The following is a 23,287-nucleotide window of genomic DNA, read 5'->3' as shown; positions in this document are numbered from 1 at the left end:
CCCTCGCGCGCCCGCCGCCGTTTTGAGATAGTTTTCACATTTCCGAACCTACAACCGCCCTGGAGGGGGAGCCGCGGATGCGCATCGGAATCGTCGTCGACTCGGCCTGCGACCTGCCGCAGGACTTCATTGCCGAGCACAACATCGTGCTGCTGCCGATCACCGTGCGGATCGGCGAAGCGGTGCTCGCCGACCACCGCGACGAGCAGGCAACGCTCAGCTTCCTGCACGCGCACGTCGCCGAGCACGGCGCCGAAGCGGAGACCATCCCCTTCAGCGTCAACCAGATCCGAGACCTGTTCCTGCAACGCTTGGTGATCGACTACGACCATGTGTTCTGCATGACCATCACCAAGACCCGCAGCCCGATCCACGACAATGCACTGCAGGCCAGCTTCGCCATCCTCAACGACTACAAGCCGGTGCGGCAGGCGGCCGGCTTCAACTCGCCATTCGCGCTGCGCGTGCTGGATACCCAGAACCTGTTCGCCGCCCAGGCGGTGACGGCGGTGGAAGCGGTGCGGCTGCGCGCCAGTGATGCCAGCGTGCAGCAGATCCGCGAGCGCCTGGAAGAACTGGCCGGCAACGTGCACGGCTACATGGTCACCCGCGATCTGTACTACATGCGTGCCCGCGCCCGGCACAAGGGCGACCGCAGCGTCGGCCTGCTCAGCGCCGCACTGGGCAGTGCGCTGGACATCAAGCCGGTGTTGCATGGCTATCGCGGGCAGACCGGGCCAGTGGCGAAGATCAAGGGTTTCGACAATGCCGTGCTGAAGCTGTTCGGCGTGGTCGGCCAGCGCGTACGCGCCGGCCTGATGACGCCGACCGTGTGCGTCAGCTACGGCGGCGAACTGGACGAGCTGCGTGCCCTGCCCGGCTATGCGCAGATGAAGGAGGTCTGCGCCGACCATGGCGTGACCGTGTACGAATCGGTGATGAGCCTGACCGGCATGGTCAACGTCGGCAAGGGCGCGGTCACCGTGGGCTTCGCCGATGGGCCGCATCGGTTTGAATGAAGGCCAACCGCGCTCTGGAATCTGCACATCGATTCCACCGCGCCTATGCCAGCCTAGCCGCACCTCAAGGAGATCAACATGCCTGCGCAGTACCACATCAGCCTGCCCGAACCGTCCAAGGCCCGCGGCAACGACCCCGACCTGTCTTTCCATTCGCAGGGCGCTGCCGGCTTCGCCGAAGAACTGCAGAACGCGCTGCGCAATGGCAGCCTGTTCGAGCGCTGGCGCGACAAGCAGCCGGACCCGGATGCGGTGGAGCCGCAGTGGGGCGCGACCGATCCGGAGGCCACCGTGACCGGTGAGCAGAAGGACCTGCGCATCAACCTGGTGGCCACCACCCGCATCGACAGTGACGTGTTCAAGCAGCGCCTGCGCCTGCTGGCCGGGCACCACTGGGAACTGCGCGACGTGCGTTGAGTTCCGCCTCTGGTAGGCGCCAACCTTGGTTGGCGCTTTCCTGAAGGCTGCCAACCAAGGTTGGCCACTACCGGCTTCACCTTGCCGAGCTGCCGGCCAGCGGCCGGCACTACCCGGCATCTGGGTGTGCTGGTATCGTGCCGCCGCCAACGGTGACCGCACGGATTGCACATGGACCCCAAGCTGAAAGCGCTCATCGAGCAGACCAACCTGTCGGACCTGCTGCCGCCGGCGCCTCGGGAAATGGATCTGCAGCAGCCGGTGGCACCGCCGGAACCCGCAAAACCGCAGCCCGCCCGTTCCACCAGCGATGCACTGCAGGTGCATTTCGGTGGTACCGACATGGTCGGAAAGCTCGCCAATGCGCCCACCAGTGGACGGATAAAGACCTTCGCCATGATCCTGCTGGGCGGGCCGACCATCGTGTTCGGCCTGCTTCTGCTGGGCATGGTCTGGACCGAGCCGGGCAAGTCAGTGTTCGCGCTGGTCTACGGCACGCTCATCGCAGCGGTGTTGATCGGTATCTGGCCTTATCTGCTGTTCCGCAAACGCGAAAAGCCGGCGGCCTGACGCGGGCTGCCTGCCAGGATAGTGCCGGTCGCTGGCCGGCAACTCATGCATACGGCATCTGCAGGCCAGCGGCCGGCACTACCCATCCTGCGCCTTACCAACCGCCGCCCAGTGCGCGATACAGCTCTACGCGTGCAATCGCGGCGGTCGCCTGGCTGTTGGCCAGCGCGGCCTGGTTGTCCAGCGCGATGCGCTGGGTGCTCAACACATCCAGCATGTCGACCACGCCGGCCTGGTACTGCCGACGCGCCGCACCCAGCGCCGTCTCGCTCTCATCCACCGCCACGTGCAGCTGCGCGGCACGCTGCTGTTCGGCGGCATAGCCGTCGATGGCATCGTCCACTTCATGCCAGGCCTGCAGCACGGTACGGCGGAACTGCAGCGCCGCCTGTTGCTGCTGAAGCCTGCTCAGCGCCAGGTTGGCCTTCAGGCGTCCGCCCTGGAAGATCGGCAGGCTGATCGACGGGCCGATACTGAAGCGATGCGCGTTCCAGCCATCCAGATCATCCAGCTGCCTGGCCTGGAAACCGGCATCGCCATTCAAGGTGATGCGCGGCAGGAAGCTGGCCGTGGCCACGCCAATTCCCGCCGTGGCAGCATGCAGTGCAGCCTCGGCACGGCGGACATCCGGGCGACGCTCGGCCAGTTCACTGGGCACGCCCACCGCTACGGTCGGCAACGCGGCCCAATCGCGGCGCGCGCTCTGCAGCTGCGCATCCAGCGCCTGCGGCGGCTGTGCCAGCAGGAATGCGAGTGCATTGCGCAGCTGCGATTCGCGGTGCCGCAGCGGCGCGATGCGGGCCTGCAGCGAAGCGACCTGCGCCGCCGCACTGGAGACCTGCAACGTGCTGGCCACGCCTTGGCGCTGGCGCGCTTCGGTCAGCCGCTTGATGTCGTGGGCGATGCTGAGGTTGTCCTCGGTGATGGCCAGCAGCTGGCGCGTCGCGCGCAACTGCAGGTAATCACGCGCGGTCTCGGCCAGCAGCGCGATGCGCACCGCGTGTGCATCTTCCTCAGCCATCTGCACGCGTGCGTCGGCCGCTTCCACCTGACGGCGTACGCGTCCCCACAGATCCAGTTCCCAGCTCATGCCGATGCCGGCCTGGAACAGCCCATAGTCATCGCGACCGCCATTACCGGACGGATCGTTCAGGCCTACCTCGCTGTTGCGCGCGCGTACGCCACTGGCAGTGGCGCCGACGCTGGGCAGCCGGTCGGCCGCGGTGACGCCACGCGCGGCGCGGCTCTGCTGCACCCGGTTGGCGGCCAGCTGCAGGTCGAGATTGGCCTGCAGTACCTGCGTCGCCAGTTGCCCCAGCAGCGGATCATCGAAACCGGACCACCAGCTGGCGTCGTCATCCAGCGCAGCTGAAGCCACCGCTTCGCCCTGCCACTGCGTGGGCAGGTCGGCCTGCGGGCGCACGAAGTCCGGTCCCAGCGTGCAGGCGGTCAACGCCGTGCACAGTGCCGCTGCAGCCAGTACACGCGGGAATACGCGGATCATGCGCCTTCCCCGCCCGTGCGGTGCCGCTCGCGCTGCGCGCTCTGCACCCGCTGCGGACGTTGCAGATCCACGCTGGCTTCCACCGACATGCCGGCACGCAGTTGGCCCAGCAATGCCTGCTCCGGCTCCAGCACGATCTTCACCGGAATGCGCTGCACCACCTTGGTGAAGTTGCCGGTCGCGTTTTCCGGCGCCACCGCGGCGAACGTCACGCCAGTGGCCGGGGCGATGCTGTCGATATGGCCGCGCAACGGTGTGCCGGGGAACACGTCCACCGTCAGCTCAACCTGTTGCCCTGGCTGCATGCGGGTCATCTGCGTCTCCTGGAAGTTGGCGACAACGAAGGCGCGCTGCAGCGGCACGACTGCGGCCACCGGCGTGCCCGGGGTCAGGTAGGCGCCGACGCGCACTGCGCGGCGTCCCACCACGCCATCGATCGGTGCACGCAGCTCGGTGTGCGAAAGATCCAGTTCGGCGCGCGCCTGTGCGGCTTCGGCACGCTGCACGGCCGCCTGTGCGGCCTGCACCCCGGCAGCGAGGATGTCGGTGCGCTGGCGTGCGGTCGACAACGCGGCCTGTCCCTGTTGCAGATGTGCACTGGCAACGGCCTGCTTCGACTGCGCCTGCTGTGCGTTCTGCACGGTACCGGCACCGTCGCGGGCCAGCTCGCGGTAACGCTGCTGGTCGGCGCTGGCCAGGGTCAGTTCGGCGCGGCTGACATCCACACTCGCCCTGGCCTGTTCGATCAGCGAGCCCTGCTGTGCCAGCGCCGCCTGCGCGTTGGCCAGCTGCGCGCGCGCATTGGCCAGGTCGGCGCGGGCGGCCTGCAACGCGACCTGGTAGTCGCGGTCATCGATACGGGCCAGCACGTCACCGGCCTTCACCGCCTGGTTGTCTTCCACGTTCACCGCGCTGACGAAGCCGGCGATCTTCGGTGCGACTACGGTGTAATCAGCAACCACATAGGCGTTGTTGGTGGTCTGGTGGCGGCCGTCGCGCAGCAGCAGCCAGGCAGCACCGGCCAGAAGCAGTACGCCCAGGCCGAGGCCCGCGTTGAGATACGTTCGATTGATTGTCATGGGGGAGTTCCTGCGAAGGGATCAGGCCACGGCACGTGGCGGATGGATGCGGGTGGGCATCCAGGCAATGAGGGGAATGAAGGCCAGCGCGACCAACGCGACCAGCAGGTAGAGATCGGCCGAGGTCAACGCCTGCACCTGCGCATGCAGGCGCGCGCCAAGCTGCGGCCCTTCGGCCAGCCACGGCTGTTCGCCAAGCCGCTCGACCAGCACGGTGGAGTGGAAATGGCGGCGTCCCTGCGCGACCGCTTCCAGCACGCCGCTGGCCAGCACCGCAGCAAAGCCCTTGACCGTGTTGAACCACGCCGATGCGAAGGGGCCGTCCTGTGGCGCCAGGCCACCGGTGGCCAGCATCAGCAACGGCAGCACCGCCATCGGCTGCGCAAACACCTGCAGCAGCTGTACCCACAGGAAGTTGTCGCGTATCCAGCTGACGTCCAGATGCGCGCCCAGCCAGCAGGCCAGCGCCAGCAGGGCCAGGCCGGTGGCCTGCACCCAACGGCAATCGATCACACGGATGTTCAGCAGTGCGGCGACCAACGGCAGCGCGATGACCTGCGGCACCGCCACCCACAGCAGCATCGGCGCGGTCTGTTGCGGGCGATAGCCCTGCACGCTGGCGAGGAAGCCGGAAGGAATGGAGATCACCGCCAGCAGCACGAACAGCACGCCACCGAGGGTAATCAGCGAGTAGCTGAGGTTGCGGTTGGCCAGCAGCTGCAGCTTGAAGAACGGCAGTGGATGGAACCACTCGTTGATGAAGAACAACACCAGCAGACCCGCACCGCCACCCAGCATCAGCGTGATCAACGACGAGTCGAACCAGTTCAGGCGCGGGCCCTGCACCAAACCCAGTACCAGCAGCACCAGCGCCGGCAGGCCGAGCATCAGGCCGACGCCGTCGAACTGTGCGAAGCGCTCCAGCCGCAGGGGATCCTGTGGCAGGCCCCAGCCGACCATCGCCATCGCCGCCAGGCAATACGGCACGATCTGCCAGAACGCCCAGTGCCAGCCCACCTGCTCCACCCAGAATGCGGCCAGCGGAGTGCCCATGCTCGGCCCGAAGGTGGCGGTCAGTGCGTAGGCGGCCAGGCCGTACAGCTTGATGCCCGGCGGCAGGAAGCGCAGCGCCACGCTCATCAGCAGCGGCGGCAGCGCGCCCCCACACAGTCCCTGCAATGCGCGCAGCAGCAGAAAGGTCTGCAGGTTGGGGGCGAGCGGGCACAGCACGCCCAGCACCATGAAGCCGCCGATCATAGCCAGCGCAAAGCGGCGCAGCGAGAAGGTGGCTGCGCACCACGGTGCGAATGCCATCGCGCTGACCGACATGGCGCTGTACAGCGCCACGATCCAGCTGCCGTCATCGACGCTGAAACCCATCGCACCGCGGATGTCGGCCAGCGCGACCTTGGTGACGTTCTCGTTGAAACCCGACACCAGCACTGCCAGCAGCACACCGCACAGCCCAACCAGGATGCGCCGGTCGAAGCCGGGGGCAGCGACGGGCCGGGGCGCTGCCGGCGCCGCGGGCATGGCGGCCGGCGTGCTCACTGCCGGCTGCCGATCCGTGCAGTACACGGCATATATGGAGACATTGGATTGCGCTCAGTGAAACTTTCGGGAGCGCAGTCTAGAAAGGCCGTTGCCTGCGAAAAATGGCGTGCCCGGCATCGCAGGCGTGCGTACAACGCACGCCCGCGGGCAATCAGTGGTGGGCCGCCTCGACCGAATCGCACATGCCCTTGATCGCCCGCCGCAGCCACTGGTGGGCCGGGTCGTTGTCCATGCGTGGGTGCCAGGCCTGCACCAGCGCTACGGTCCGCACCGGCACAGGCAGCGGGAACATTCGCAGCGGCAGGCCCATTCGGGTGATGCGGTCGAGCATCACGCTTGGCATCTGCGGCAGCACCAGGTCCGAATCGGCGGCAGCAAAGATCGCGCCATGGAAGGTAGGGATGACCACCGCCACCCGCCGTTGCAGGCCAAGCGCTGCCAGCTCTTCGTCGATCGGGCCATGCGCAAGCCCGCGCCGGGACACGGCGATGTGGTCGCACGCGGCGAAGCGCTCGACACTGATGTCGCCGTCGAACAACGGATGATCCTCGCGTGCCGCGCCCAGCAGCGAGGTGGTGAACAGGTGCTGCACCTTGGTTTCCGGGCTGTGCTTGCCGGCCGTGCTGATGTACAGGTCGATCCGCCCCTGCACCATCGCATCGTCATCGGTATCGCCTTCGGGCACGAAGCGCAGCATGCAGCGCGGTGCCTGCTGGCGGAAGACATCACGCAGGCGGCCGCCATAGCTGCCGATGAACACATCGTTGGCGCGCACGCTGAACGTTCGTTCCAGCGTGGCCATGTCGACCTCGCGGCCCGCATTGAACACGCGGTGTGCCTGCTCGATCACATCGCGCACCTGCTCACGCAGTTCCAGCGCGCGTGGCGTGGGGGCGAGCCCACGGCCGGCGCGCACCAGCACCGGATCACCCAGGGCTACCCGTACCCGGCCCAGGGTACGGCTCATCGCCGGCGCACTGAGATTCATCCGTCGCGCAGCGGCCGCCACGCTGCATTCGTCGATCAGCACATCCAGTGCCAGCAACAGGTTCAGGTCCGGCAAGGGCATGGCAGTCTCCCGCAAATGGGATGACTCTACTGCAATCCAGATCATCCAGAATTGCGTTGTACGCACGCATTGACTGCGGCGCACGGCATGGGTGCGCGCGACGACATCAGCGACCATCAGCGCCCTGCAAAGGAGCTTTCCATGTTCAACACCCTGCTGGTCGCGCTTGATGGCGGCCCCCAGCACGACCGCGTGCTGGACCTGGCCGCCACCATGGCCGGCCCCCGCAGCCGCCTGCACCTGCTGTGCGTGCTTGACCCGGAATTCGCGCTGGCCGCTGGTGCCACCGATGCCGACCGCCGTGAGTATCCCGCCGCCGCCCGGCAGCAGGCGCATGCCGAAGCGGTACTGGCCGACGCCCTGGCCGAGCTGCGCGAGCGCGGCGTGGACGCCATCGCACAGCTGCCTTCCGGCGATCCTGGCGAAGTGATCAGCGCGCAGGCGCGTCGCCTGCAATGCGACCTGATCGTCATCGGCCACCGCCATCTGTCACGCCTGCAGCGCCTGTTCGAGCCCTCGGTGGGGCAATGGACGATCGACCATGCGCCTTGCCCGGTGCTGGTGGAAACACGTGATCCGTAGGTATCGCCACCTTGGCGAGGTACTGGCCTGCGGCGGCCTGACGCGGGCTGCCTGCCAGGGTAGTGCCGGCCGCTGGCCGACAACGCCTGCGCCGCTGGATCCGACCGGGCGGTCGCGCCAGCCCCGATCAACCACGCACTTTCCTGCCGTGGCAGTCGCGCAGCCATGCTCAACAGTCCAGCGTGTCGTGCGCGCCCCCGTCGTCGTCCAGCACGTGTGCGTGCAGGATCACCTGGTTGCGGCCCGCACGCTTGGCCGCGTACAGGCCGGCATCGGCATCGGCCAGCAACTGTTCGGCGGTGGCCAGCGCCGGCGGATGCAGGTAACCCACGCCCACGCTGATGCTGACCCGGCCTTCCGGCAGCGGCAGCGCTTCCACCGCCTCGCGCAGGCGCTCGGCCAGCGCCAGCACACCCGACAGTGGGCTGCCGGGCACGATCACCGCGAATTCCTCACCGCCATAGCGCGCCACGCTGTCGGCCGCGCGCCCGGCAGTGGCCTGCAGCACCGCAGCCACCGCCTGCAGGCAGCGGTCGCCGGCAGGATGACCGTGCTCGTCGTTGAATGCCTTGAAATGGTCGATGTCCACCAGCAGCAATGCCAGTTCGCTGCCGCTGCGTCGCGCCCGGTTCCATTCGGCCAGCAGCAGCGTATCGAACTGGCGGCGATTGGCTACGCCGGTCAGGCCATCCTGTCGTGCCAGCTGATCCAGGCCTGCCTGCCGCTCCAGCAGGTCGAGCTGCAGCAACGTGCTGCGCAGGCTGAAGCCCAGCGTTGCCACCACGAACCCGGTCAGCGCCAGCGGCCGCGCGTGGTCCACCACCAGGGTACCGACCACCAGCAGCAACAAGGGCAGGATGATCGGTCCACCGGCCTGCACCAATCGCAGCAGGCGAGGATGCAGCACGAAGCCCGGTGCGGGTGCCTGACGCAGCGCCAGCAGCGCCAGCAGCAGGAACGGCAGGTCGATCAGCAGATCGTTGTAGGCGCCGAACGACTGCTCGGCGGTGTAGTGATTGATGTAGAACGCCAGCAGCAGATAGGACAGCGCATACAGCGCCAGCGCGCGGTAGAAGCTGCGCCGTTCAGGCGCGTCGCCGGCGACCCAGCGCACCACCGCGAAACCGGCGATGCACAGGTTCTGGATGTCGAACATGCGCTGCATGTGCGCCATCGCCTGGTCGTCAATATCGATGCGGTCGGCGAAGGACTGGGTATGCACGAAGAACAGCACGCCCAGCAGGGCGGCCATCACGCCGTCGATCAGACTGATCATCCGGCGTTCGCGACGGGCGCGGGCCAGGATGAACACCAGCGGCACGCCGTACAGCACATACAACAGCAGGCTGGCGCGCGGGGTGATGTTGGCGCGGTCGGCGCCCAGCGCATCGATCATGTTGAAGGCCATGCCGCCGGCCCAGAGCAGCAGTGCCAGTGCCGTGGCGCGCCAGCCCAGCGCGGCGCGGTCCCGCTGGCCACGCCACAGGCAGGCGGCCGCGGCCAGTAGCGGCGCGGCGGTGAGAAACACGAACGAGCTACCGCCGGCCGGGCCCGGCCAGAACGCCACGGCCAGACCGTGGCAGACCACGAACAGCAGCGCCAGCGCAACCGGCATGCATCCCCCATCGGCAAGGCCGTATGGCCGCACGATAGCGCGCCGCGCCGCCACGGTGGCGTGATCCACTTTGGAAAATCCGCGACGGTGGCAGCCGTCTCGTGGGACGGTTGCCCAGCGACGCTCGCGGGCCAGCCGGGAAGCCGCTGGGCAGCCGCGACCTGTAAAATGCGCAGATTCCTCCCCATTCTGGCCAGCGCGTCCGCGCCGGCCGCCCCAGAGATCCCGTGAAAACCCCGGAAGGACTGCGCGCCCTGATCGACGACGGCGTGATCGATGAAGTTCTACGCCCGCTCAAGAGCGGCAAGGAAGCGGCCGTGTACGTGGTACGCAGCGGCAACGAGGTGCGCTGCGCGAAGGTCTACAAGGACATGGCCCAGCGCAGCTTCCAGCAGCGCGTGCAGTACCAGGAAGGTCGCAAGGTGCGCGGCAGCCGCGAGGCGCGTGCGGTGGGCAAGGCCAGCAAATACGGCCGCAAGCAGCAGGAAACGGCCTGGAAGAATACCGAGGTGGACGCGCTGTACCAGCTGCGCGATGCCGGCGTGCGCGTGCCCGAGCCGTACGGTTACTACCACGGCGTGCTGGTGATGGAGCTGGTCACCGATGCCGACGGTTTCTCCGCCGCGCGCCTGGGCGAGGTGGAGCTGGAGCCCGAGCAGGCCCGCCAGTTCCACCAGACCCTGGTCCGCCAGGTGGTGCGCATGCTGTGCTGCGGCCTGATCCATGGCGATCTCTCGCCGTACAACGTGCTGGTCGGTCCCGATGGCCCGGTGGTGATCGATTTCCCTCAGGTGGTCAGTGCGGGCGGCAACAACGCCGCGCGCAGCATGCTGCTGCGGGATGTCAACAACCTCACCGCCTACCTGGGCCGTTTCGCGCCCGAACTGCTGGACAGCTGGTATGGCGAGGAAATGTGGGCGCTGTTCGAGGCGGGCAGCCTGCTGCCGGACAGTGAGCTCACCGGCACCTTCGTGCACGATGAATCCACCGTCGACCTGGACAGCGTGCGCCACGCCATCAACGATGCGCGCGAACAAGCCTTGATCCGCCAGCAGGGCCGTGAAGCGGCGGAAGAAGAAGACGACGTGTAAGCGCCACGCCATGCGTGGCGGCTGGCCGCCGTAGCGTCGAGCTTGCTCGACTGTTCTCAAGGCAATGCCGGCCAGCGGCCGGCACTACCGTCAGGGTCAGACGTGCAGCGCCCGGGCGTGGTGCGCGATGTGCTCGCCGATGAAGCTGGCGATGAAGTAATAGCTGTGGTCGTAGCCGGGCTGCAGGCGCAGGCTCAGCGGATGACCGGCAGCATCGCAGGCCTGCTGCAGGCGCTGCGGCTGCAGCTGGCTGTGCAGGAACTCATCCCCCTCGCCCTGGTCAACCAGCAGCGGCAAGCGCTCGCCGGCGTGGGCCACCAGTTCGCAGGCATCCCACTGCGCCCAGTCGGCCGGGTTGTCACCAAGGTAGGCGGCGAATGCCTTCTGCCCCCACGGCACGTGGCTGGGTGCCACGATCGGCGAGAACGCCGACACGCTGCGGTAGCGGCCGGAGTTGCGCAGCGCGATCACCAGCGCGCCATGGCCGCCCATCGAATGGCCACTGATGCCTCGTGCGTCGGTGGCCGGGAAACCCGCCTCGATCAACGCCGGCAGCTCGTGAGCGACGTAGTCGTGCATGCGGTAGTGCTTGGCCCACGGCTGCTGTGTGGCGTTGAGATAGAAACCCGCGCCCTTGCCCAGGTCATAGCCCTCGGCATCGGCCACGTCATCGCCGCGTGGGCTGGTGTCCGGGGCGACGATGATCACGCCGTGCTCGGCCGCATAGCGTTGCGCGCCGGCCTTGGTGATGAAGTTCTGCTCGGTGCAGGTCAGTCCGCTCAGCCAGTACAGCACCGGCAGCTTCCGGGTTTCCGCCTGCGGCGGCAGGTACACGGCGAACTGCATGTCGCAGCCCAGCGTGGTCGAATGATGGCGGTAGACATCCTGCCAACCGCCGGCACAGGCGCGGTGTTCGATACGTTCCATGAGGTTTCCTCCCGAGGGACGGCAGGCAAGCGCCTGCCGCCCGGCGCGGCTCAGTAGTGGACGACCGAACGGATCGACTTGCCTTCATGCATCAGGTCGAAGGCTTCGTTGATCTTGTCCAGGTCCATGGTGTGGGTGACGAACGGGGCCAGCTCGATATCGCCCTTCATCGCGTCTTCGACCATGCCCGGCAGCTGGCTGCGGCCCTTCACGCCACCAAACGCGGTGCCCATCCACTTGCGGCCGGTGACCAGCTGGAACGGGCGGGTGGAGATTTCCTGACCGGCACCGGCCACGCCGATCACCACGCTCTGGCCCCAGCCACGGTGGGCGCATTCCAGCGCCGCACGCATCACGTTGACGTTGCCGATGCACTCGAAGCTGTGGTCCACGCCCCAGGTGGTCATCTCCACGATCACCTGCTGGATCGGCTTGTCGAAGTCCTTCGGGTTGATGCAGTCGGTGGCGCCGAATTCGCGGGCCAGCTCGAACTTGGACGGGTTGGTGTCCACCGCGATGATGCGCCCGGCCTTGGCCTGGCGCGCACCCTGGATGACCGCAAGGCCGATGCCGCCCAGGCCGAACACGGCCACGCTGTCGCCTTCCTGCACCTTGGCGGTGTTGTGCACCGCGCCGATGCCGGTAGTCACGCCGCAGCCGAGCAGGCAGACATGCTCCGGGTTCGCTTCCGGGTTGATCTTCGCCAGTGACACCTCGGCAACGACGGTGTATTCGCTGAAGGTCGAGCAGCCCATGTAGTGGTAGATCGGCTCGCCGTTGTAGCTGAAGCGGCTGGTGCCATCGGGCATCACGCCCTTGCCCTGGGTGGCACGCACCGACACGCACAGATTGGTCTTGCCGCTCTTGCAGAACAGGCATTCACCACATTCGGCGGTGTACAGCGGAATGACGTGGTCACCCGGCTTGACGCTGGTCACGCCCTCGCCCACCTCCACCACGATGCCGGCGCCTTCATGGCCCAGCACCACCGGGAACAGGCCTTCCGGATCATCGCCGGACAGGGTGAACGCATCGGTGTGGCAGACACCGGTGTGGGTGATCTTGACCAGCACTTCGCCCGCCTTCGGCGGGGCGACGTCGATCTCGACGATCTGCAGCGGCTGGCCGGGACCAAAGGCGACGGCGGCACGGGATTTCATGATGGCACTCTCCAGAAAGGGCTTGCGGAAAACAGGATGCGCGGCGCTGTGTCGCGCCGTCGTTCATTTCAGGTACGAGCGGATCAACGCGCTCATGTCGCGCACGCGTTCGGCGCGTTGTTCATCGGAGGCGGCGGGCTGGCCGAACTCCTCGCGCAGGTGCGCTTCCATCACTTCGGACATCAGGCCGTTGACCGCGCCACGGATGGCGGCGATCTGCTGCAGCACCGGCCCGCAGTCGGCGCCGGCTTCCAGCGCGCGGTCCAGCGCATCGCACTGGCCGCGGATGCGGCGCACGCGGGCCAGAACCTTCTTTTTCTCTTCGGGAGAGTGCGGCATCGTGGGCCGGCCTCGGAACTATACTGGGGGATAGTATATATCAAGTTGCGAAAGTGACGCTAATGACCGCCCCTTGAACCCCATCCGCCATCAATAGGCAAAGCAAATCAACTAGTTAGAGAACACGCTCTTACACCACGCCGATGTCTGCCAATCTCTACCCAACTGCGTCAGGAGTGGAACGATGGGAGTCGGTATCCAACTGGGGAACATCACCGATGAGATCGGGAGCAGTACGTTCCTGTACGCCTTTTTCTCGACCATCGCCGGCAATCTGGAATCCGATGGATGGGGGAGCCGCTTCCCCATCATCATGAACAAGCTCTATGCCGGAACGTTGTCGCGAGAGGATGGCATCGGCGCACTCGCCGAGATGCGCATCATTCAGAGCGAACTGACCTACCTTTCCCCGAGCCGCGTCATCTGGTCACTCGAAGATCGATCTCTCCAGCCTCCGTGGGGAGATGACATCTCGACAGACATCAACAGTCTTGCGGATTACTTCGTCACCGCGCACGGACGGGATCTCATCGGAATTCTGGTTGAGATCTTTGAGGATCTCGCTGAAGGCGAGGAAGCATGCGCGAAGATCGTCAGCTACTGAGCAGTCACCAAGGCCCGTTCAATCAAACGCCCCTTCTGCGGCCAGCCGGGTCAGTTCTTCCACCACGTAACGCACCTTCGGTCGCAGATGCCGCGTCTGTGGCCACAGCGCGTGGATGTCCACATGGTGCTGCGTGCAGTGGTCCAGTACCGACTGCAACGCACCGGATTCCAGGTGATGGCGCACCAGTGACATCGGCATCTGGCAGATCCCCAACCCGGCGATCGCCCCCTCGATCACCGCATCGCCATCGTTGAGCTGGTGCGTGGCACTGGGGATGAAGCTGCCGTTGATGCCCTCGCTGCCGATCCGCCACGCCACCGACTGGCCATGACGGAAGCCGACCACGCTGCGATGGTCGCGCAGTTCGTCCAGCGTCTGCGGCACACCATAGGCCTGCAGGTAGGCCGGCGACGCGCAGGTCACCAGGCGCTGGCTGGCCAGCTTGCGCGCGACCAGGTGCTCGGCGTGATGCAGGCCGCCAAAGCGGATCAGCAGGTCGATGCCCTCTTCCACCGGGTCAACGAAGTGATCGGTGAAGGTCATCGTCAACTGCAGGTCCAGGTGTTCATTGCACATGCGCAGCAGTACCGGCAGCACCACCAGCCGCCCGAACGAGGACGGCATGTCGATGCGCAGGCGGCCGCTCGGCAGATGCGCAGCCGAGCCCAGGCAGGCTTCGGCCGCCGCGATTTCATCCAGGGCCGCGGCGCAGGAGGCGTAGTACGCCTCGCCGTCGGTGGTCAGCGCGATGCGCCGGGTGGTGCGATGGAACAGGCGCACGCCCAGCCGCGTTTCCAGCCGGGCGATGGCCTTGCCGACCGCCGAGCGGGAGATGCCCAGCGCGTCGGCGGCTTCGGTGAAGGTGGCCGAGCGCGCCGTGGTGACGAAGGTCGCCAGGCCATTCAGGGATTCGACGCGAAGCATCGGCAGGCTCGCTCATTGGGGACAGATTGTCCCGCCTGACGGGAAATCTACCGCCTTTATGTGCCCGCATGTCAACTCCATCATGGTGCTGTCGCGCCGTTGGCGCCCTCCCCCGCTCCGAGATGACTGACATGACCGCCGCCCTGTTCCGCCCCTTCGACCTCGCTGGACTACCCCTGCACAACCGCATCGCGATGGCGCCGATGACCCGTGCCCGCAACCCCGGCGCCGTCGCCAATGCGCTGACCGCCCAGTATTACCGGCAGCGCGCCAGCGCCGGCCTGATCATCAGCGAAGGCACCCCGGTCTCACCGCAGGGCCAGGGCTACATCGACGTGCCGGGCATCTGGTCGGCCGAGCAGGTGGCCGGTTGGACGCTTGTCACCGACGCTGTACACGCTGCGCAGGGCGCGATGTTCGCGCAGCTGTGGCACGTCGGCCGCATGTCACACAGCTCGCTGCAGCCCGACGGCGGCCAGCCGGTGAGCGCTGGCACGCGGCCGGTGGCGAGCGATCCGAAGAACACCTCGTTCGTGTACCTGGACGACGGCAGCCGTGGCCATGCCGATCCGACGCCGCCGCGTGCACTCAGCACGGAAGAAGTGCCGGGCATCGTCGCCGACTTCGTGCAGGGTGCCGACAACGCGATCGCCGCCGGCTTCGATGGCATCGAACTGCATGCGGCAAACGGCTATCTGTTCGAGCAGTTCCTCAACCCGGTCACCAATGACCGGCAGGACGTGTACGGCGGTTCGCTGCGCAACCGCGCCCGGCTGATCCTGGACACCGTGGATGCGATGGCCGCGCGCATCGGCGCGCACCGCATCGGCGTGCGCCTTGCGCCGAACAGCCAGGTCTTCGACATGCCCGCCTATGCGGAAAACGAAGCCAGCTATCTGTACCTGGCCGAGGAACTGGGCAAGCGCGCGCTGGCCTATGTGCATCTGAATGACAACTACCTGCACGGCGCACCGGCGATCGGCAAGGCCTTCCTCAAGGCCTTCAAGCAGGCCTATGGCGGTACGGTGATCCTGGCCGGCGGCATGACCCGCGAACGCGCCCTGCGGCTGGTCGAGGAAGGCATCATCGATCTGGCCGCCTTCGGCCAACCGTTCATCGCCAACCCGGATCTGGTCGAGCGCCTGCAGCGCGATGTCCCGCTGGCCATCCCCGACCGCAGCACTTATTACGGCGGCGGCAGCGAGGGCTACCTCGACTACCCGCCGGCCCCGTAGATCCACGCCACGCGTGGATGCGGCGCGCCATTCGCCACCGAACACATCACGGCGCCTTCTCGACCTTCGTCGAGTCCGAATCAAAGGTCAGCACACGGGTGCTGATCTCGCCCCTGGCCGAGTCCTTGCGGCTCAGCTCAAGCCGCCCCTGGTTGCCCTGCGCCACCAGGCTGGCGGCAAAGCTGCCCTCGTTGGACAGTGCCGTGATCACGGCGGTGCCATCGGGCGCGACTCTCATGCCCGCCCGATCGCGAACCTTGTATCCCACGCCAACCGGTGCATCCAATGCCATTACCGCGCTGCCGTTGGCCATGGTGCCGATGCCACCGCGCTCATCGCCCTTCGCATCGTAGATGGTCATGCCCGTTGCACGTGAGTTGCGGGCAATGTCACTGGCATCCTCGGCAATCTGCACGCGCGTGCGCCCTTCACTGTCGAGCACGGTCAGCTTGTAGGTACGGATCTCCGGCACTACGCCGGCATCGGGCGTGGCTACGCTGGTCCCGATCAGGGCCAACGATGCGCCCAGCGCGAACATCGAGGCAGCAAGCAGATTCCTGCGGCGCAGCCTGTGTTCCAGGCGTTCCAAGCGTACGGCTATATCCTGCTCATGCATGTTGCGCTCCCTGTTTGCGCCTGTGGTTGTTCCGTCACCTGCTATCAGCCTCCACGTGGATCACACGGGTGGATGCTCCGCCTTCGGTGGAATCCACGCGGCTCACCTCCAACTGTCCTTCCGCCCCCTGCGCGATCAGCTTGGCGGCAAAGCCCCCGGCGTTGGACAGGACACCGATGAGCGCCGAACCGTCCGCTCCCACTTTCATTCCGGCCCGATCTGACACGCGATAGCCAACGCCACGCGGCGCATCCAGGGCAACCGTAGCGCTGCCATCGTCGGCGGTGACCATGCCTCCGCGTTCCTGTTCATTGCCATCGAAGATGATCAACCCCGCCACCCGGGCGTTGCGCTTGATGTCCAGATCCGGCGCGTCCTCACCGATCTCCACCCGCTTGCGCCCTTCCTGATCAAGCACGATCAGGCGTTGGGTGCGGATCTCCGGAACAATGCCGACCTCCGGCCTGGCAAATCCGCGACCAGCCAGCACAATCGACATCAATAGGACGGGGATAGCCACCAGCAGCCACCGCCACCGGCCTGCCCGTAGCTCCAGCTTGCGTACTCGCGCTTCCACTTCCAGATCCCGCATGGAACCCTCCCTGGCAACGAGGCCACCGATCGCAACGACCGGGCACTCCGATCCTGAACTACAGTTCGATCCTAGACCGCACATCCGTGCCCAACAACATGACGAAAGTCTCCATGAACTCCGTCACCACTTCGTTCATCGTCAACCTCGACGTGCCCGATCTTGCTGCCGCTGAAACCTTCTACACCGCAGCCTTCGACCTGCGGGTCGGTCGCCGCCTTGGCCCCGGTGCGCTGGAACTGCTCGGTGGCCCCACGCCGCTGTACCTGCTGCAGAGCGATGCCGGCAGCGCAGCGACTGATGACGGCGATGTGCGCGATTACGAGCGCCACTGGACGCCCGTGCATCTGGACTGGGTGGTCGCTGACATCGACGCGGCGCTTGCCCGCGCGGTTGCGGCCGGAGCCGCGCTCGAACGCCCCGTCCGCGAACGCCTCTGGGGAAAGATCGCCGTGCTGTCCGATCCGTTCGGCCATGGCTTCTGCCTGATCCAGTTCAGCGATGCAGGGTATGACGCGCTGGTCGAATGAATTGGTCACTGCGTAGCGGGCGCCAATCCACGCATGGCGTGGATCTACTAGATGTAACGGCATCCATGCAGCGCGTGGATCAAAATGGGCGTGCGGCGATGGTCAGTAGATCCACGCCACGCGTGGATGCGGGTGATCGCGATTCATTCGCGCAGCATGTCCACGAACGCACGCAATGCACCGGGCATCTGCCGCTGTTTCGGGTAGTACAGCGCAAACCCGGCGAACGGTTCGCTCCAATCTTCCAGCACCGCCACCAGTCGGCCGTCGTCCAGATACGGCCGCGCGGTGTCTTCCAGCACATAGGCCAGGCCGATGCCATCGAGCACCGCGCCAACCACGGTGCCCTGCTCGCACAGCGTCAGTCGACCCGGTACGTCGATCTCCAGGGTCTGGCCGTCGCGTTCGAACTGCCACTTGTACAGATGGCCGCTGGCGAAACGGAAACGTACGCACTCGTGCGCGGCCAGGTCGCGCGGATGCTGCGGGGCCGGCCGGCGCCGCAGGTACTCGGGTGAACCGACAATCAATCCGCGCAGCGGCGGCCCCATCGGCACCGCCACCATGTCCTCGGGCACGAACTCGTGCAGGCGCACGCCAGCGTCGTAGCCCTCGGCAACGATATCGACCAGGCCATCGTTCTCGGTCAGCTCCACCCGTACGTCCGGATGCGCGTGCAGGAACCGCGCCAGCCGCGGCCCCAACTGGGTCGCCACCGCCGCCCGCGTCGCATTGATCCGCAGCAGGCCGGCCGGCACCGCGCGGAAGTGGTTCATTTCCTCCAGCGCGTCATGCACCTGCCCCAGCGCCGGCTGCAGGCGCTCCAGCAGGCGCTGCCCGGCCTCGGTCAGGGCCACGCTGCGGGTGGTACGGTGGAACAGGCCCACCCCCAGCCGTTCCTCCAGCGCGCGGATCGCATAGCTCACCGCCGAGGTCGACAGGGCCAGTTCGGCACCGGCGCGGCGGAAACTGCGGTGGCGGGCGACCGCAGCGAAGGCGGCCAGGTGGGTCAGGTTGTCAGTGGCCATGATTGTGCAGTCTGCCTTGATGAATCATGCCGATATATACGCTTCTTACCCTGAGGTACGGAGCGTATTGTAAAACGCCTTTCGACAAACCCTGCCAAGGATTCCCCATGTCCCTCGCCCGTGGTTACGCCGCCCACACCCATACCGACCCGCTGGTGCCCTTCGAATTCGAGCGCCGCGCGGTTGGCCCGAACGATGTGCGCATCGAGATCCTGTACAGCGGCATCTGCCATTCCGACCTGCACCAGGCCCGCGACGACTGGGGTGGCTCGATCTATCCGATGGTGCCGGGCCACGAGATCATCGGCCGGGTCACCGAAGTCGGCAGCGAGGTCACCCGCTTCAAGGTCGGCGACCACGCCGGTGTCGGCTGCATGGTCGATTCCTGCCGCCATTGCGATGCCTGCCAGCACGACCTGGAGCAGTACTGCGCCGAAGGTGCGACCTGGACCTACAACGGCCGCGAGCGTGAAAGCGGCGCACCGACCTACGGCGGCTATTCCGACCACGTGGTGGTCGAGCAGCGCTTCGTGGTCAAGGTCTCCGAAACGCTGGACCTGAAGGCAGCCGCGCCGCTGCTGTGCGCCGGCATCACCACCTGGTCGCCGCTACGCCACTGGAAGGTCGGCCCGGGCCAGAAGGTCGGCGTGATCGGTCTGGGTGGCCTCGGCCACATGGGCGTGAAGTTCGCCAAGGCGCTCGGCGCGCACGTGGTGATGATCACCACCACCCCGGAAAAGGGTGCCGACGCCAAGCGCCTGGGCGCTGACGAAGTGCTGGTTTCGCGCGATGCCGAGCAGATGAAGGCGCATGCCGGCAGCTTCGACTTCCTGCTCAACACCATCCCGGTCAGCCATGACACCAACCCGTACATGGGCCTGCTCAAGCGCGAAGCGACCATGTGCCTGGTCGGTGTGCTGACCGAACTGGACCCGCCGTTGACCGGTGGCAGCGTGATCTTCGGTCGCAGGAACCTGACCGGTTCGGCGATCGGCGGCATGGCCGAAACCCAGGAGATGATGGACTTCTGCGCCGAGCACGGCATCGTCAGCGACGTGGAGATGATCGACATCAAGAACGTCAACGAAGCCTGGGAGCGCATGGCCAAGAACGATGTGCGCTACCGCTTCGTGATCGACATGGCCACCATCAAGGCCTGATCGCTGCGCTGATGGAATGAAGAAACCCCGGCATTGCCGGGGTTTTTTTTGCGTACGCCACCCGCCGGGCATGGCCCGGCGCTACCGGATTCGTGGCGGGTAGCGCCGGGCAATGCCCGGCGGGCGCATTTTCAGTACGCGAACTCGCGGAACACCGGGTCGACGTCGCCGTGCCAGCGGCCATGGAACAGCGCCAGCTTGCGCTCGGCCGGGGTCAGGCCGGACTCGACGATTTCCTGCAGCACGTCCAGGAACTTGCTCTCATCCTGGCCATCGGCATTGCGCGCCGCACGGCGCTTGAGCCCGTCCACCGAAATCTTCACCGCCTCGCGGGCGAGGTCGCGCACGGTGCCACCGCGGAACGGCAGGCCCATCGCGTGCTTGGGCACGCCATCACGCAGCGCATGGCGCTCGGCCAGGCTGAAGTCACGCACCAGATCCCACGCCGCATCCAGCGCCGTGTCGTCGTACAGCAGGCCCACCCAGAAGGCCGGCAGCGCACACAGCCGGCTCCACGGGCCACCATCGGCACCGCGCATTTCCAGGTACTTCTTCAACCGCACTTCCGGGAACGCGGTCGTGGTGTGGTCCGACCAATCGCGCAGGGTCGGCAGCTGGCCCGGCAGCACCGGCAGCTTGCCCTGCATGAAGTCGCGGAAGCTCTGCCCGCTGGCATCGTGGTAGATGCCATCGCGGTAGGAGAAATACATCGGCACATCGAGCAGGTAGTCGACATAGCGCTCGTAACCGAAGCCGTCCTCGAACACGAAGTCAAGCATGCCGGTACGGTCGGCATCGGTATCGGTCCAGATGTGCGAGCGGTAGCTGAGGTAGCCGTTCGGCTTGCCTTCGGTGAACGGCGAGTCGGCGAACAGTGCGGTGGCGATCGGCTGCAGCGCCAACGACACACGGAACTTCTTCACCATGTCCGCTTCGCTGGCGTAATCCAGGTTCACCTGCACGGTGCAGGTGCGGGTCATCATGTCCAGGCCGAGCGAACCGACCTTGGGCATGTACGAGCGCATGATCTTGTAGCGGCCCTTGGGCATCCACGGCATTTCATCGCGCGTCCACTTCGGCTGGAAGCCCATGCCGAGGAAACCCAGCTGCAGTTCGCCGGCCACCTGCGCCACTTCATTGAGGTGGGTGCCGGTTTCCACGCAGGTCTGGTGAATGGTTTCCAGCGCCGCACCGGACAGCTCCAGCTGGCCCGCCGGCTCCAGGGTCACCGAGGCGCCATCACGCAGCAGGGCGATGGTGTTGCCGTTCTCCTGCACCGGCGTCCAGCCGAAGCGGACCAGGCCGTTGAGCAGGGCCTCGATGCCGCGCTCGCCATCGAAGGTCGGCGGACGCAGGTCATCCAGGCGGAACCCGAACTTCTCGTGCTCGGTACCGATGCGCCACTGCGAACGGGGCTTCTCGCCGGAGGCGATCTCCGCCACCAGTTGCGAGCGGTCGGTAATGGGCGTATCGGCGACGTGGCTGGGGCTCGACAAGGGGGTGGCTCGCTGGACGGTGGCAGGGGATGTGGGGCTGGGAGCCTTGCATCGCAAGGGCGCACTATAGCCTGGCGGCTCGTTACGTCATGCGACGGTGACGGGTTTCAGCATCCTACCGACACCCTCTTGACCCTCGTACACTCAGGGCCATGAGCCGCCATTCACGACATCCCGAGCTGCACCGTGCCGATCGCGTCGGCTGGCTGCGGGCCGCCGTACTGGGCGCCAACGATGGCATCGTCTCGGTCGCCGGCCTGGTGGTCGGCGTGGCCGCCAGCGGCGCCTCGGCCAGCACGATCCTGGCCACCGGTGTGGCCGGCACCGTGGCCGGCGCGATGTCGATGGCCGCCGGCGAGTATGTATCGGTGCAGACCCAGGCCGATACCGAAAATGCCGATCTGGCGATGGAGAAGCGCGAGCTGCACGAAGACCCGCACAGCGAACTGGACGAGTTGACCGCGATCTACCGCCATCGCGGGCTGGAGCCGGCGTTGGCGCGCCAGGTTGCCGAACAGCTGACCGCCCACGACGCGCTGGGTGCCCACGCGCGCGACGAACTGGGCATCACCGAGGAACTGCGCGCGCGGCCGTTGCAGGCCGCATTGGCGTCGGCCGCCGCCTTCACCTGTGGCGCCGCGCTGCCGGTGCTGACCGCACTGCTGACGCCGGTACAGAACGTCGCCACGGCCACCACGGTCAGCACGCTGGCCGGCCTGTGCCTGACCGGCGCGATGGCGGCACGCGCCGGTGGCGCATCACCCACGCGCGGCGCCCTGCGCGTGATGTTCTGGGGTGCACTGGCGATGGCCGCCGCGGCCGCGGTCGGTCGCCTGCTGGGCGCGCACGTCATATGACCGGCATACCCCCCACCGCCATGGCACTACTGGCGGAGATGGCCAGCCTCGCCGGCTGCCAACGCGCTGAGGGCTATGCCTGCATCACCGCCCGCCGCGAGCATGGTGCCAGTTCGGTGGAGATTCCCCAGCCACAGTTCGCCATCCTGCTGGAAGGCCGCAAGCAGGTACGTAACGCCCACCAGTCGCTGACCTTCGTGCCCGGCGACATCCTGCTGATCACCCAGCGTTGCCGCATCGACGTGGTCAACACACCGGACCCGCAGACCGGCCGCTACCTCAGCGCGATCGTGCCGCTGTGCACGGAAGTCCTGGCAGCGGCGCGCACGCTGTGGAGCGAGGCCTTGCCAACGGCCGGCGCGGCGCTGGCCCGACAGGCGCTGGGCGACCACGCCACGGTACTGCGCAGCTGGCGGCAGTCGTTGCAGGACGGCCACTACAGCGAAGCGCGGTTGGCGCTGGCCACGCTGGTGCTGGCGTGGTGCCGGCAGGGCCACGGCAACCTGCTGTTGCCGCACGCACCGACGCTGGGCGAGCAGATCCGCGACCGCATCGCCGCCGAACCGGCCCGCGACTGGCAGTCGCGCGACGTTGAGGCGCACTTCGCGCTGAGCGGTGCGACCCTGCGGCGGCGGTTGGCCGCCGAAGCCACCAGTCTGCGCCAGCTGCTGACCGAAGCGCGCCTGGCCCATGGCATGCAGCTGCTGTACACCACCGATCTGCCGTTGAAGACCGTGGCAGCACGCGCGGGGTATCGTTCCGCAGCGAGTTTCAGCAAGCGCTTCGCCGAGCAGTACGGGCTGGCTCCCACAGATATCTAGGGTTGTTCGGCAGGGCTGCGCCCTGCACCCGCAGAGGCAACAGCAACAGCCGAAGCAACAGCAACAGCGTGCATTCCGTGGGATGGCGGGGCGGTGTCGGATTGCGGGGACGCCGTAAACCCATCCATGGGGGCTTGGCCGCGGCATCCATGCCGCGGACACCCCGCAATCCGACACCGCCCCACCTCTGACAGATTCCGGTGGCCAGTAGATCCACGCCATGCGTGGATGATTTCCTCCAATTCCATTCGATTCATTTCGATGATTCCGAATTGAATTCGAAGAGCATCCACGCATGGCGTGGATCTACGTGTCGACCAAGGTCGACACCCACCAAAAGCAGGTCATGCCATTCCAACAGATCGCGGGAATCTGTCGAAGGCGGGGTGGGTCCGGTTGCGGGGGCGTGAGCCGCATGGATGCGGCGACCGAGCTTACATGGACGTACTTGCAGCGTCCCCCGCAACCGGACCCACCCCGCCATCCCACAGGAAA

24 protein-coding genes are annotated in these 23,287 nt (G+C 66.7%); 11 read left to right on the top strand and 13 right to left on the bottom strand.

Translation table 11 applies throughout. From position 1 onward, the window contains the following. The first annotated feature begins 77 nt into the window (after window positions 1–77). From LC407_RS16430 to LC407_RS16420, 3 genes are all read left to right on the top strand, one after another. Window positions 78–1,019 carry a DegV family protein gene (locus tag LC407_RS16430; RefSeq protein WP_025874100.1) on the top strand — a complete coding sequence of 314 codons (942 nt, stop codon included), beginning with the start codon at window positions 78–80 and terminating at the stop codon, window positions 1,017–1,019. Between the two features lie 78 nt (window positions 1,020–1,097). Continuing rightward, complete coding sequence (locus LC407_RS16425; protein WP_025874099.1) at window positions 1,098–1,436, top strand: hypothetical protein; 339 nt, start codon at window positions 1,098–1,100, stop codon at window positions 1,434–1,436. A gap of 171 nt (window positions 1,437–1,607) precedes the next feature. After that, complete coding sequence (locus LC407_RS16420; RefSeq protein ID WP_180831990.1) at window positions 1,608–2,006, top strand: hypothetical protein; 399 nt, start codon at window positions 1,608–1,610, stop codon at window positions 2,004–2,006. Window positions 2,007–2,100: 94 nt separating this feature from the next. Here LC407_RS16420 and LC407_RS16415 read toward each other — a convergent pair whose 3' ends face one another. The 4 genes from LC407_RS16415 to LC407_RS16400 all read right to left on the bottom strand — a co-directional run bounded on the left by LC407_RS16415 (window position 2,101) and on the right by LC407_RS16400 (window position 7,212). Continuing rightward, entirely contained in the window at window positions 2,101–3,510 is a 1,410-nt protein-coding gene (locus LC407_RS16415; RefSeq protein ID WP_223483217.1) for an efflux transporter outer membrane subunit, read from the bottom strand. Next, complete coding sequence (locus tag LC407_RS16410) at window positions 3,507–4,589, bottom strand: HlyD family secretion protein (RefSeq protein WP_223483216.1); 1,083 nt, start codon at window positions 4,587–4,589, stop codon at window positions 3,507–3,509. The genes LC407_RS16415 and LC407_RS16410 overlap by 4 nt, the downstream gene beginning before the upstream one ends. 21 nt (window positions 4,590–4,610) lie before the next feature. Then, the gene (locus LC407_RS16405) at window positions 4,611–6,140 is read right to left on the bottom strand and encodes an MFS transporter (RefSeq protein ID WP_223483215.1); all 1,530 of its coding nucleotides are present in this window, start codon (window positions 6,138–6,140) and stop codon (window positions 4,611–4,613) included. A gap of 154 nt (window positions 6,141–6,294) precedes the next feature. Next, window positions 6,295–7,212 (bottom strand): LysR family transcriptional regulator, encoded by a 918-nt coding sequence (locus LC407_RS16400; RefSeq protein WP_025874094.1) that lies wholly within the window; start codon window positions 7,210–7,212, stop codon window positions 6,295–6,297. 141 nt (window positions 7,213–7,353) lie between these two features. On the opposite strand from LC407_RS16400, the gene LC407_RS16395 reads away from it, so the two are divergent. Further along, on the top strand, window positions 7,354–7,794 hold the full coding sequence (locus LC407_RS16395; protein ID WP_059065132.1) for a universal stress protein: 441 nt from the start codon (window positions 7,354–7,356) through the stop codon (window positions 7,792–7,794). Window positions 7,795–7,963: 169 nt separating this feature from the next. Here LC407_RS16395 and LC407_RS16390 read toward each other — a convergent pair whose 3' ends face one another. Beyond that, window positions 7,964–9,409: a GGDEF domain-containing protein gene (locus tag LC407_RS16390; protein ID WP_223483214.1), complete on the bottom strand. Its 1,446-nt coding sequence runs from the start codon at window positions 9,407–9,409 to the stop codon at window positions 7,964–7,966. A gap of 227 nt (window positions 9,410–9,636) precedes the next feature. Here LC407_RS16390 and LC407_RS16385 point away from each other — a divergent pair, with 227 nt between their 5' ends. Beyond that, a complete protein-coding gene (locus tag LC407_RS16385; RefSeq protein ID WP_025874091.1) occupies window positions 9,637–10,500 on the top strand; it encodes a PA4780 family RIO1-like protein kinase in 864 nt (287 codons plus the stop codon). A gap of 96 nt (window positions 10,501–10,596) precedes the next feature. On the opposite strand, the gene fghA is transcribed toward LC407_RS16385, so the two are convergent. From fghA to frmR, 3 genes are all read right to left on the bottom strand, one after another. Then, complete coding sequence (gene fghA, locus LC407_RS16380; protein ID WP_105164633.1) at window positions 10,597–11,427, bottom strand: S-formylglutathione hydrolase; 831 nt, start codon at window positions 11,425–11,427, stop codon at window positions 10,597–10,599. A gap of 50 nt (window positions 11,428–11,477) precedes the next feature. After that, a complete protein-coding gene (locus LC407_RS16375) occupies window positions 11,478–12,587 on the bottom strand; it encodes an S-(hydroxymethyl)glutathione dehydrogenase/class III alcohol dehydrogenase (RefSeq protein WP_025874089.1) in 1,110 nt (369 codons plus the stop codon). Window positions 12,588–12,650: 63 nt separating this feature from the next. Continuing rightward, entirely contained in the window at window positions 12,651–12,926 is a 276-nt protein-coding gene (gene frmR / locus LC407_RS16370) for a formaldehyde-responsive transcriptional repressor FrmR (RefSeq protein WP_005411009.1), read from the bottom strand. A gap of 184 nt (window positions 12,927–13,110) precedes the next feature. Between frmR and LC407_RS16365 the strand changes: the two genes are divergently transcribed. Further along, window positions 13,111–13,530 (top strand): Imm70 family immunity protein, encoded by a 420-nt coding sequence (locus LC407_RS16365; RefSeq protein WP_099785381.1) that lies wholly within the window; start codon window positions 13,111–13,113, stop codon window positions 13,528–13,530. Window positions 13,531–13,548: 18 nt separating this feature from the next. Here the strand turns inward: LC407_RS16365 and LC407_RS16360 are convergent, their stop codons facing one another. Further along, entirely contained in the window at window positions 13,549–14,457 is a 909-nt protein-coding gene (locus LC407_RS16360) for a LysR family transcriptional regulator (protein ID WP_223483213.1), read from the bottom strand. Between the two features lie 131 nt (window positions 14,458–14,588). Here LC407_RS16360 and LC407_RS16355 point away from each other — a divergent pair, with 131 nt between their 5' ends. After that, window positions 14,589–15,692, top strand: a complete 1,104-nt coding sequence (locus tag LC407_RS16355; protein WP_223483212.1) for an alkene reductase — start codon at window positions 14,589–14,591, stop codon at window positions 15,690–15,692. Between the two features lie 46 nt (window positions 15,693–15,738). Here the strand turns inward: LC407_RS16355 and LC407_RS16350 are convergent, their stop codons facing one another. Next, window positions 15,739–16,281, bottom strand: coding sequence for a hypothetical protein (locus LC407_RS16350; RefSeq protein ID WP_025874086.1), 543 nt, complete (start codon window positions 16,279–16,281; stop codon window positions 15,739–15,741). A 61-nt stretch (window positions 16,282–16,342) separates the two neighbouring features. Then, window positions 16,343–16,900, bottom strand: coding sequence for a hypothetical protein (locus tag LC407_RS16345; RefSeq protein WP_223483211.1), 558 nt, complete (start codon window positions 16,898–16,900; stop codon window positions 16,343–16,345). Window positions 16,901–17,013: 113 nt separating this feature from the next. On the opposite strand from LC407_RS16345, the gene LC407_RS16340 reads away from it, so the two are divergent. Continuing rightward, window positions 17,014–17,430, top strand: coding sequence for a VOC family protein (locus LC407_RS16340; RefSeq protein WP_223483210.1), 417 nt, complete (start codon window positions 17,014–17,016; stop codon window positions 17,428–17,430). A gap of 143 nt (window positions 17,431–17,573) precedes the next feature. Here LC407_RS16340 and LC407_RS16335 read toward each other — a convergent pair whose 3' ends face one another. Then, window positions 17,574–18,458, bottom strand: a complete 885-nt coding sequence (locus tag LC407_RS16335; RefSeq protein WP_025874084.1) for a LysR family transcriptional regulator — start codon at window positions 18,456–18,458, stop codon at window positions 17,574–17,576. 107 nt (window positions 18,459–18,565) lie between these two features. On the opposite strand from LC407_RS16335, the gene LC407_RS16330 reads away from it, so the two are divergent. Further along, window positions 18,566–19,618 (top strand): NAD(P)-dependent alcohol dehydrogenase, encoded by a 1,053-nt coding sequence (locus tag LC407_RS16330; protein WP_025874083.1) that lies wholly within the window; start codon window positions 18,566–18,568, stop codon window positions 19,616–19,618. A gap of 131 nt (window positions 19,619–19,749) precedes the next feature. Here the strand turns inward: LC407_RS16330 and LC407_RS16325 are convergent, their stop codons facing one another. Next, complete coding sequence (locus tag LC407_RS16325; protein WP_025874082.1) at window positions 19,750–21,114, bottom strand: glutamate--cysteine ligase; 1,365 nt, start codon at window positions 21,112–21,114, stop codon at window positions 19,750–19,752. Window positions 21,115–21,266: 152 nt separating this feature from the next. On the opposite strand from LC407_RS16325, the gene LC407_RS16320 reads away from it, so the two are divergent. Continuing rightward, a complete protein-coding gene (locus LC407_RS16320) occupies window positions 21,267–21,971 on the top strand; it encodes a VIT family protein (protein ID WP_033831997.1) in 705 nt (234 codons plus the stop codon). Then, the gene (locus LC407_RS16315; protein WP_223483209.1) at window positions 21,968–22,792 is read left to right on the top strand and encodes a helix-turn-helix transcriptional regulator; all 825 of its coding nucleotides are present in this window, start codon (window positions 21,968–21,970) and stop codon (window positions 22,790–22,792) included. The genes LC407_RS16320 and LC407_RS16315 overlap by 4 nt, the downstream gene beginning before the upstream one ends. The last annotated feature ends 495 nt before the right edge of the window (window positions 22,793–23,287 follow it).

The organism is Stenotrophomonas sp. OVS01A, from assembly GCF_019969775.1.
GTDB lineage: Bacteria > Pseudomonadota > Gammaproteobacteria > Xanthomonadales > Xanthomonadaceae > Stenotrophomonas > Stenotrophomonas indicatrix.
Note: the sequence above shows the minus strand (reverse complement) of the source record. Positions and strands in the feature narration are given on the sequence as shown.

What these genes read in the sequence shown, in the direction of transcription:
- LC407_RS16430 (WP_025874100.1), top strand. Translation starts at nt 78, where the DNA reads ATGCGCATCGGAATCGTCGTCGACTCGGCCTGCGACCTGCCGCAGGAC.
- LC407_RS16425 (WP_025874099.1), top strand. Translation starts at nt 1,098, where the DNA reads ATGCCTGCGCAGTACCACATCAGCCTGCCCGAACCGTCCAAGGCCCGC.
- LC407_RS16420 (WP_180831990.1), top strand. Translation starts at nt 1,608, where the DNA reads ATGGACCCCAAGCTGAAAGCGCTCATCGAGCAGACCAACCTGTCGGAC.
- LC407_RS16415 (WP_223483217.1), bottom strand. Translation starts at nt 3,510, where the DNA reads ATGATCCGCGTATTCCCGCGTGTACTGGCTGCAGCGGCACTGTGCACG.
- LC407_RS16410 (WP_223483216.1), bottom strand. Translation starts at nt 4,589, where the DNA reads ATGACAATCAATCGAACGTATCTCAACGCGGGCCTCGGCCTGGGCGTA.
- LC407_RS16400 (WP_025874094.1), bottom strand. Translation starts at nt 7,212, where the DNA reads ATGCCCTTGCCGGACCTGAACCTGTTGCTGGCACTGGATGTGCTGATC.
- LC407_RS16395 (WP_059065132.1), top strand. Translation starts at nt 7,354, where the DNA reads ATGTTCAACACCCTGCTGGTCGCGCTTGATGGCGGCCCCCAGCACGAC.
- LC407_RS16390 (WP_223483214.1), bottom strand. Translation starts at nt 9,409, where the DNA reads ATGCCGGTTGCGCTGGCGCTGCTGTTCGTGGTCTGCCACGGTCTGGCC.
- fghA (WP_105164633.1), bottom strand. Translation starts at nt 11,427, where the DNA reads ATGGAACGTATCGAACACCGCGCCTGTGCCGGCGGTTGGCAGGATGTC.
- LC407_RS16375 (WP_025874089.1), bottom strand. Translation starts at nt 12,587, where the DNA reads ATGAAATCCCGTGCCGCCGTCGCCTTTGGTCCCGGCCAGCCGCTGCAG.
- frmR (WP_005411009.1), bottom strand. Translation starts at nt 12,926, where the DNA reads ATGCCGCACTCTCCCGAAGAGAAAAAGAAGGTTCTGGCCCGCGTGCGC.
- LC407_RS16365 (WP_099785381.1), top strand. Translation starts at nt 13,111, where the DNA reads ATGGGAGTCGGTATCCAACTGGGGAACATCACCGATGAGATCGGGAGC.
- LC407_RS16360 (WP_223483213.1), bottom strand. Translation starts at nt 14,457, where the DNA reads ATGCTTCGCGTCGAATCCCTGAATGGCCTGGCGACCTTCGTCACCACG.
- LC407_RS16355 (WP_223483212.1), top strand. Translation starts at nt 14,589, where the DNA reads ATGACCGCCGCCCTGTTCCGCCCCTTCGACCTCGCTGGACTACCCCTG.
- LC407_RS16345 (WP_223483211.1), bottom strand. Translation starts at nt 16,900, where the DNA reads ATGCGGGATCTGGAAGTGGAAGCGCGAGTACGCAAGCTGGAGCTACGG.
- LC407_RS16340 (WP_223483210.1), top strand. Translation starts at nt 17,014, where the DNA reads ATGAACTCCGTCACCACTTCGTTCATCGTCAACCTCGACGTGCCCGAT.
- LC407_RS16335 (WP_025874084.1), bottom strand. Translation starts at nt 18,458, where the DNA reads ATGGCCACTGACAACCTGACCCACCTGGCCGCCTTCGCTGCGGTCGCC.
- LC407_RS16330 (WP_025874083.1), top strand. Translation starts at nt 18,566, where the DNA reads ATGTCCCTCGCCCGTGGTTACGCCGCCCACACCCATACCGACCCGCTG.
- LC407_RS16320 (WP_033831997.1), top strand. Translation starts at nt 21,267, where the DNA reads ATGAGCCGCCATTCACGACATCCCGAGCTGCACCGTGCCGATCGCGTC.
- LC407_RS16315 (WP_223483209.1), top strand. Translation starts at nt 21,968, where the DNA reads ATGACCGGCATACCCCCCACCGCCATGGCACTACTGGCGGAGATGGCC.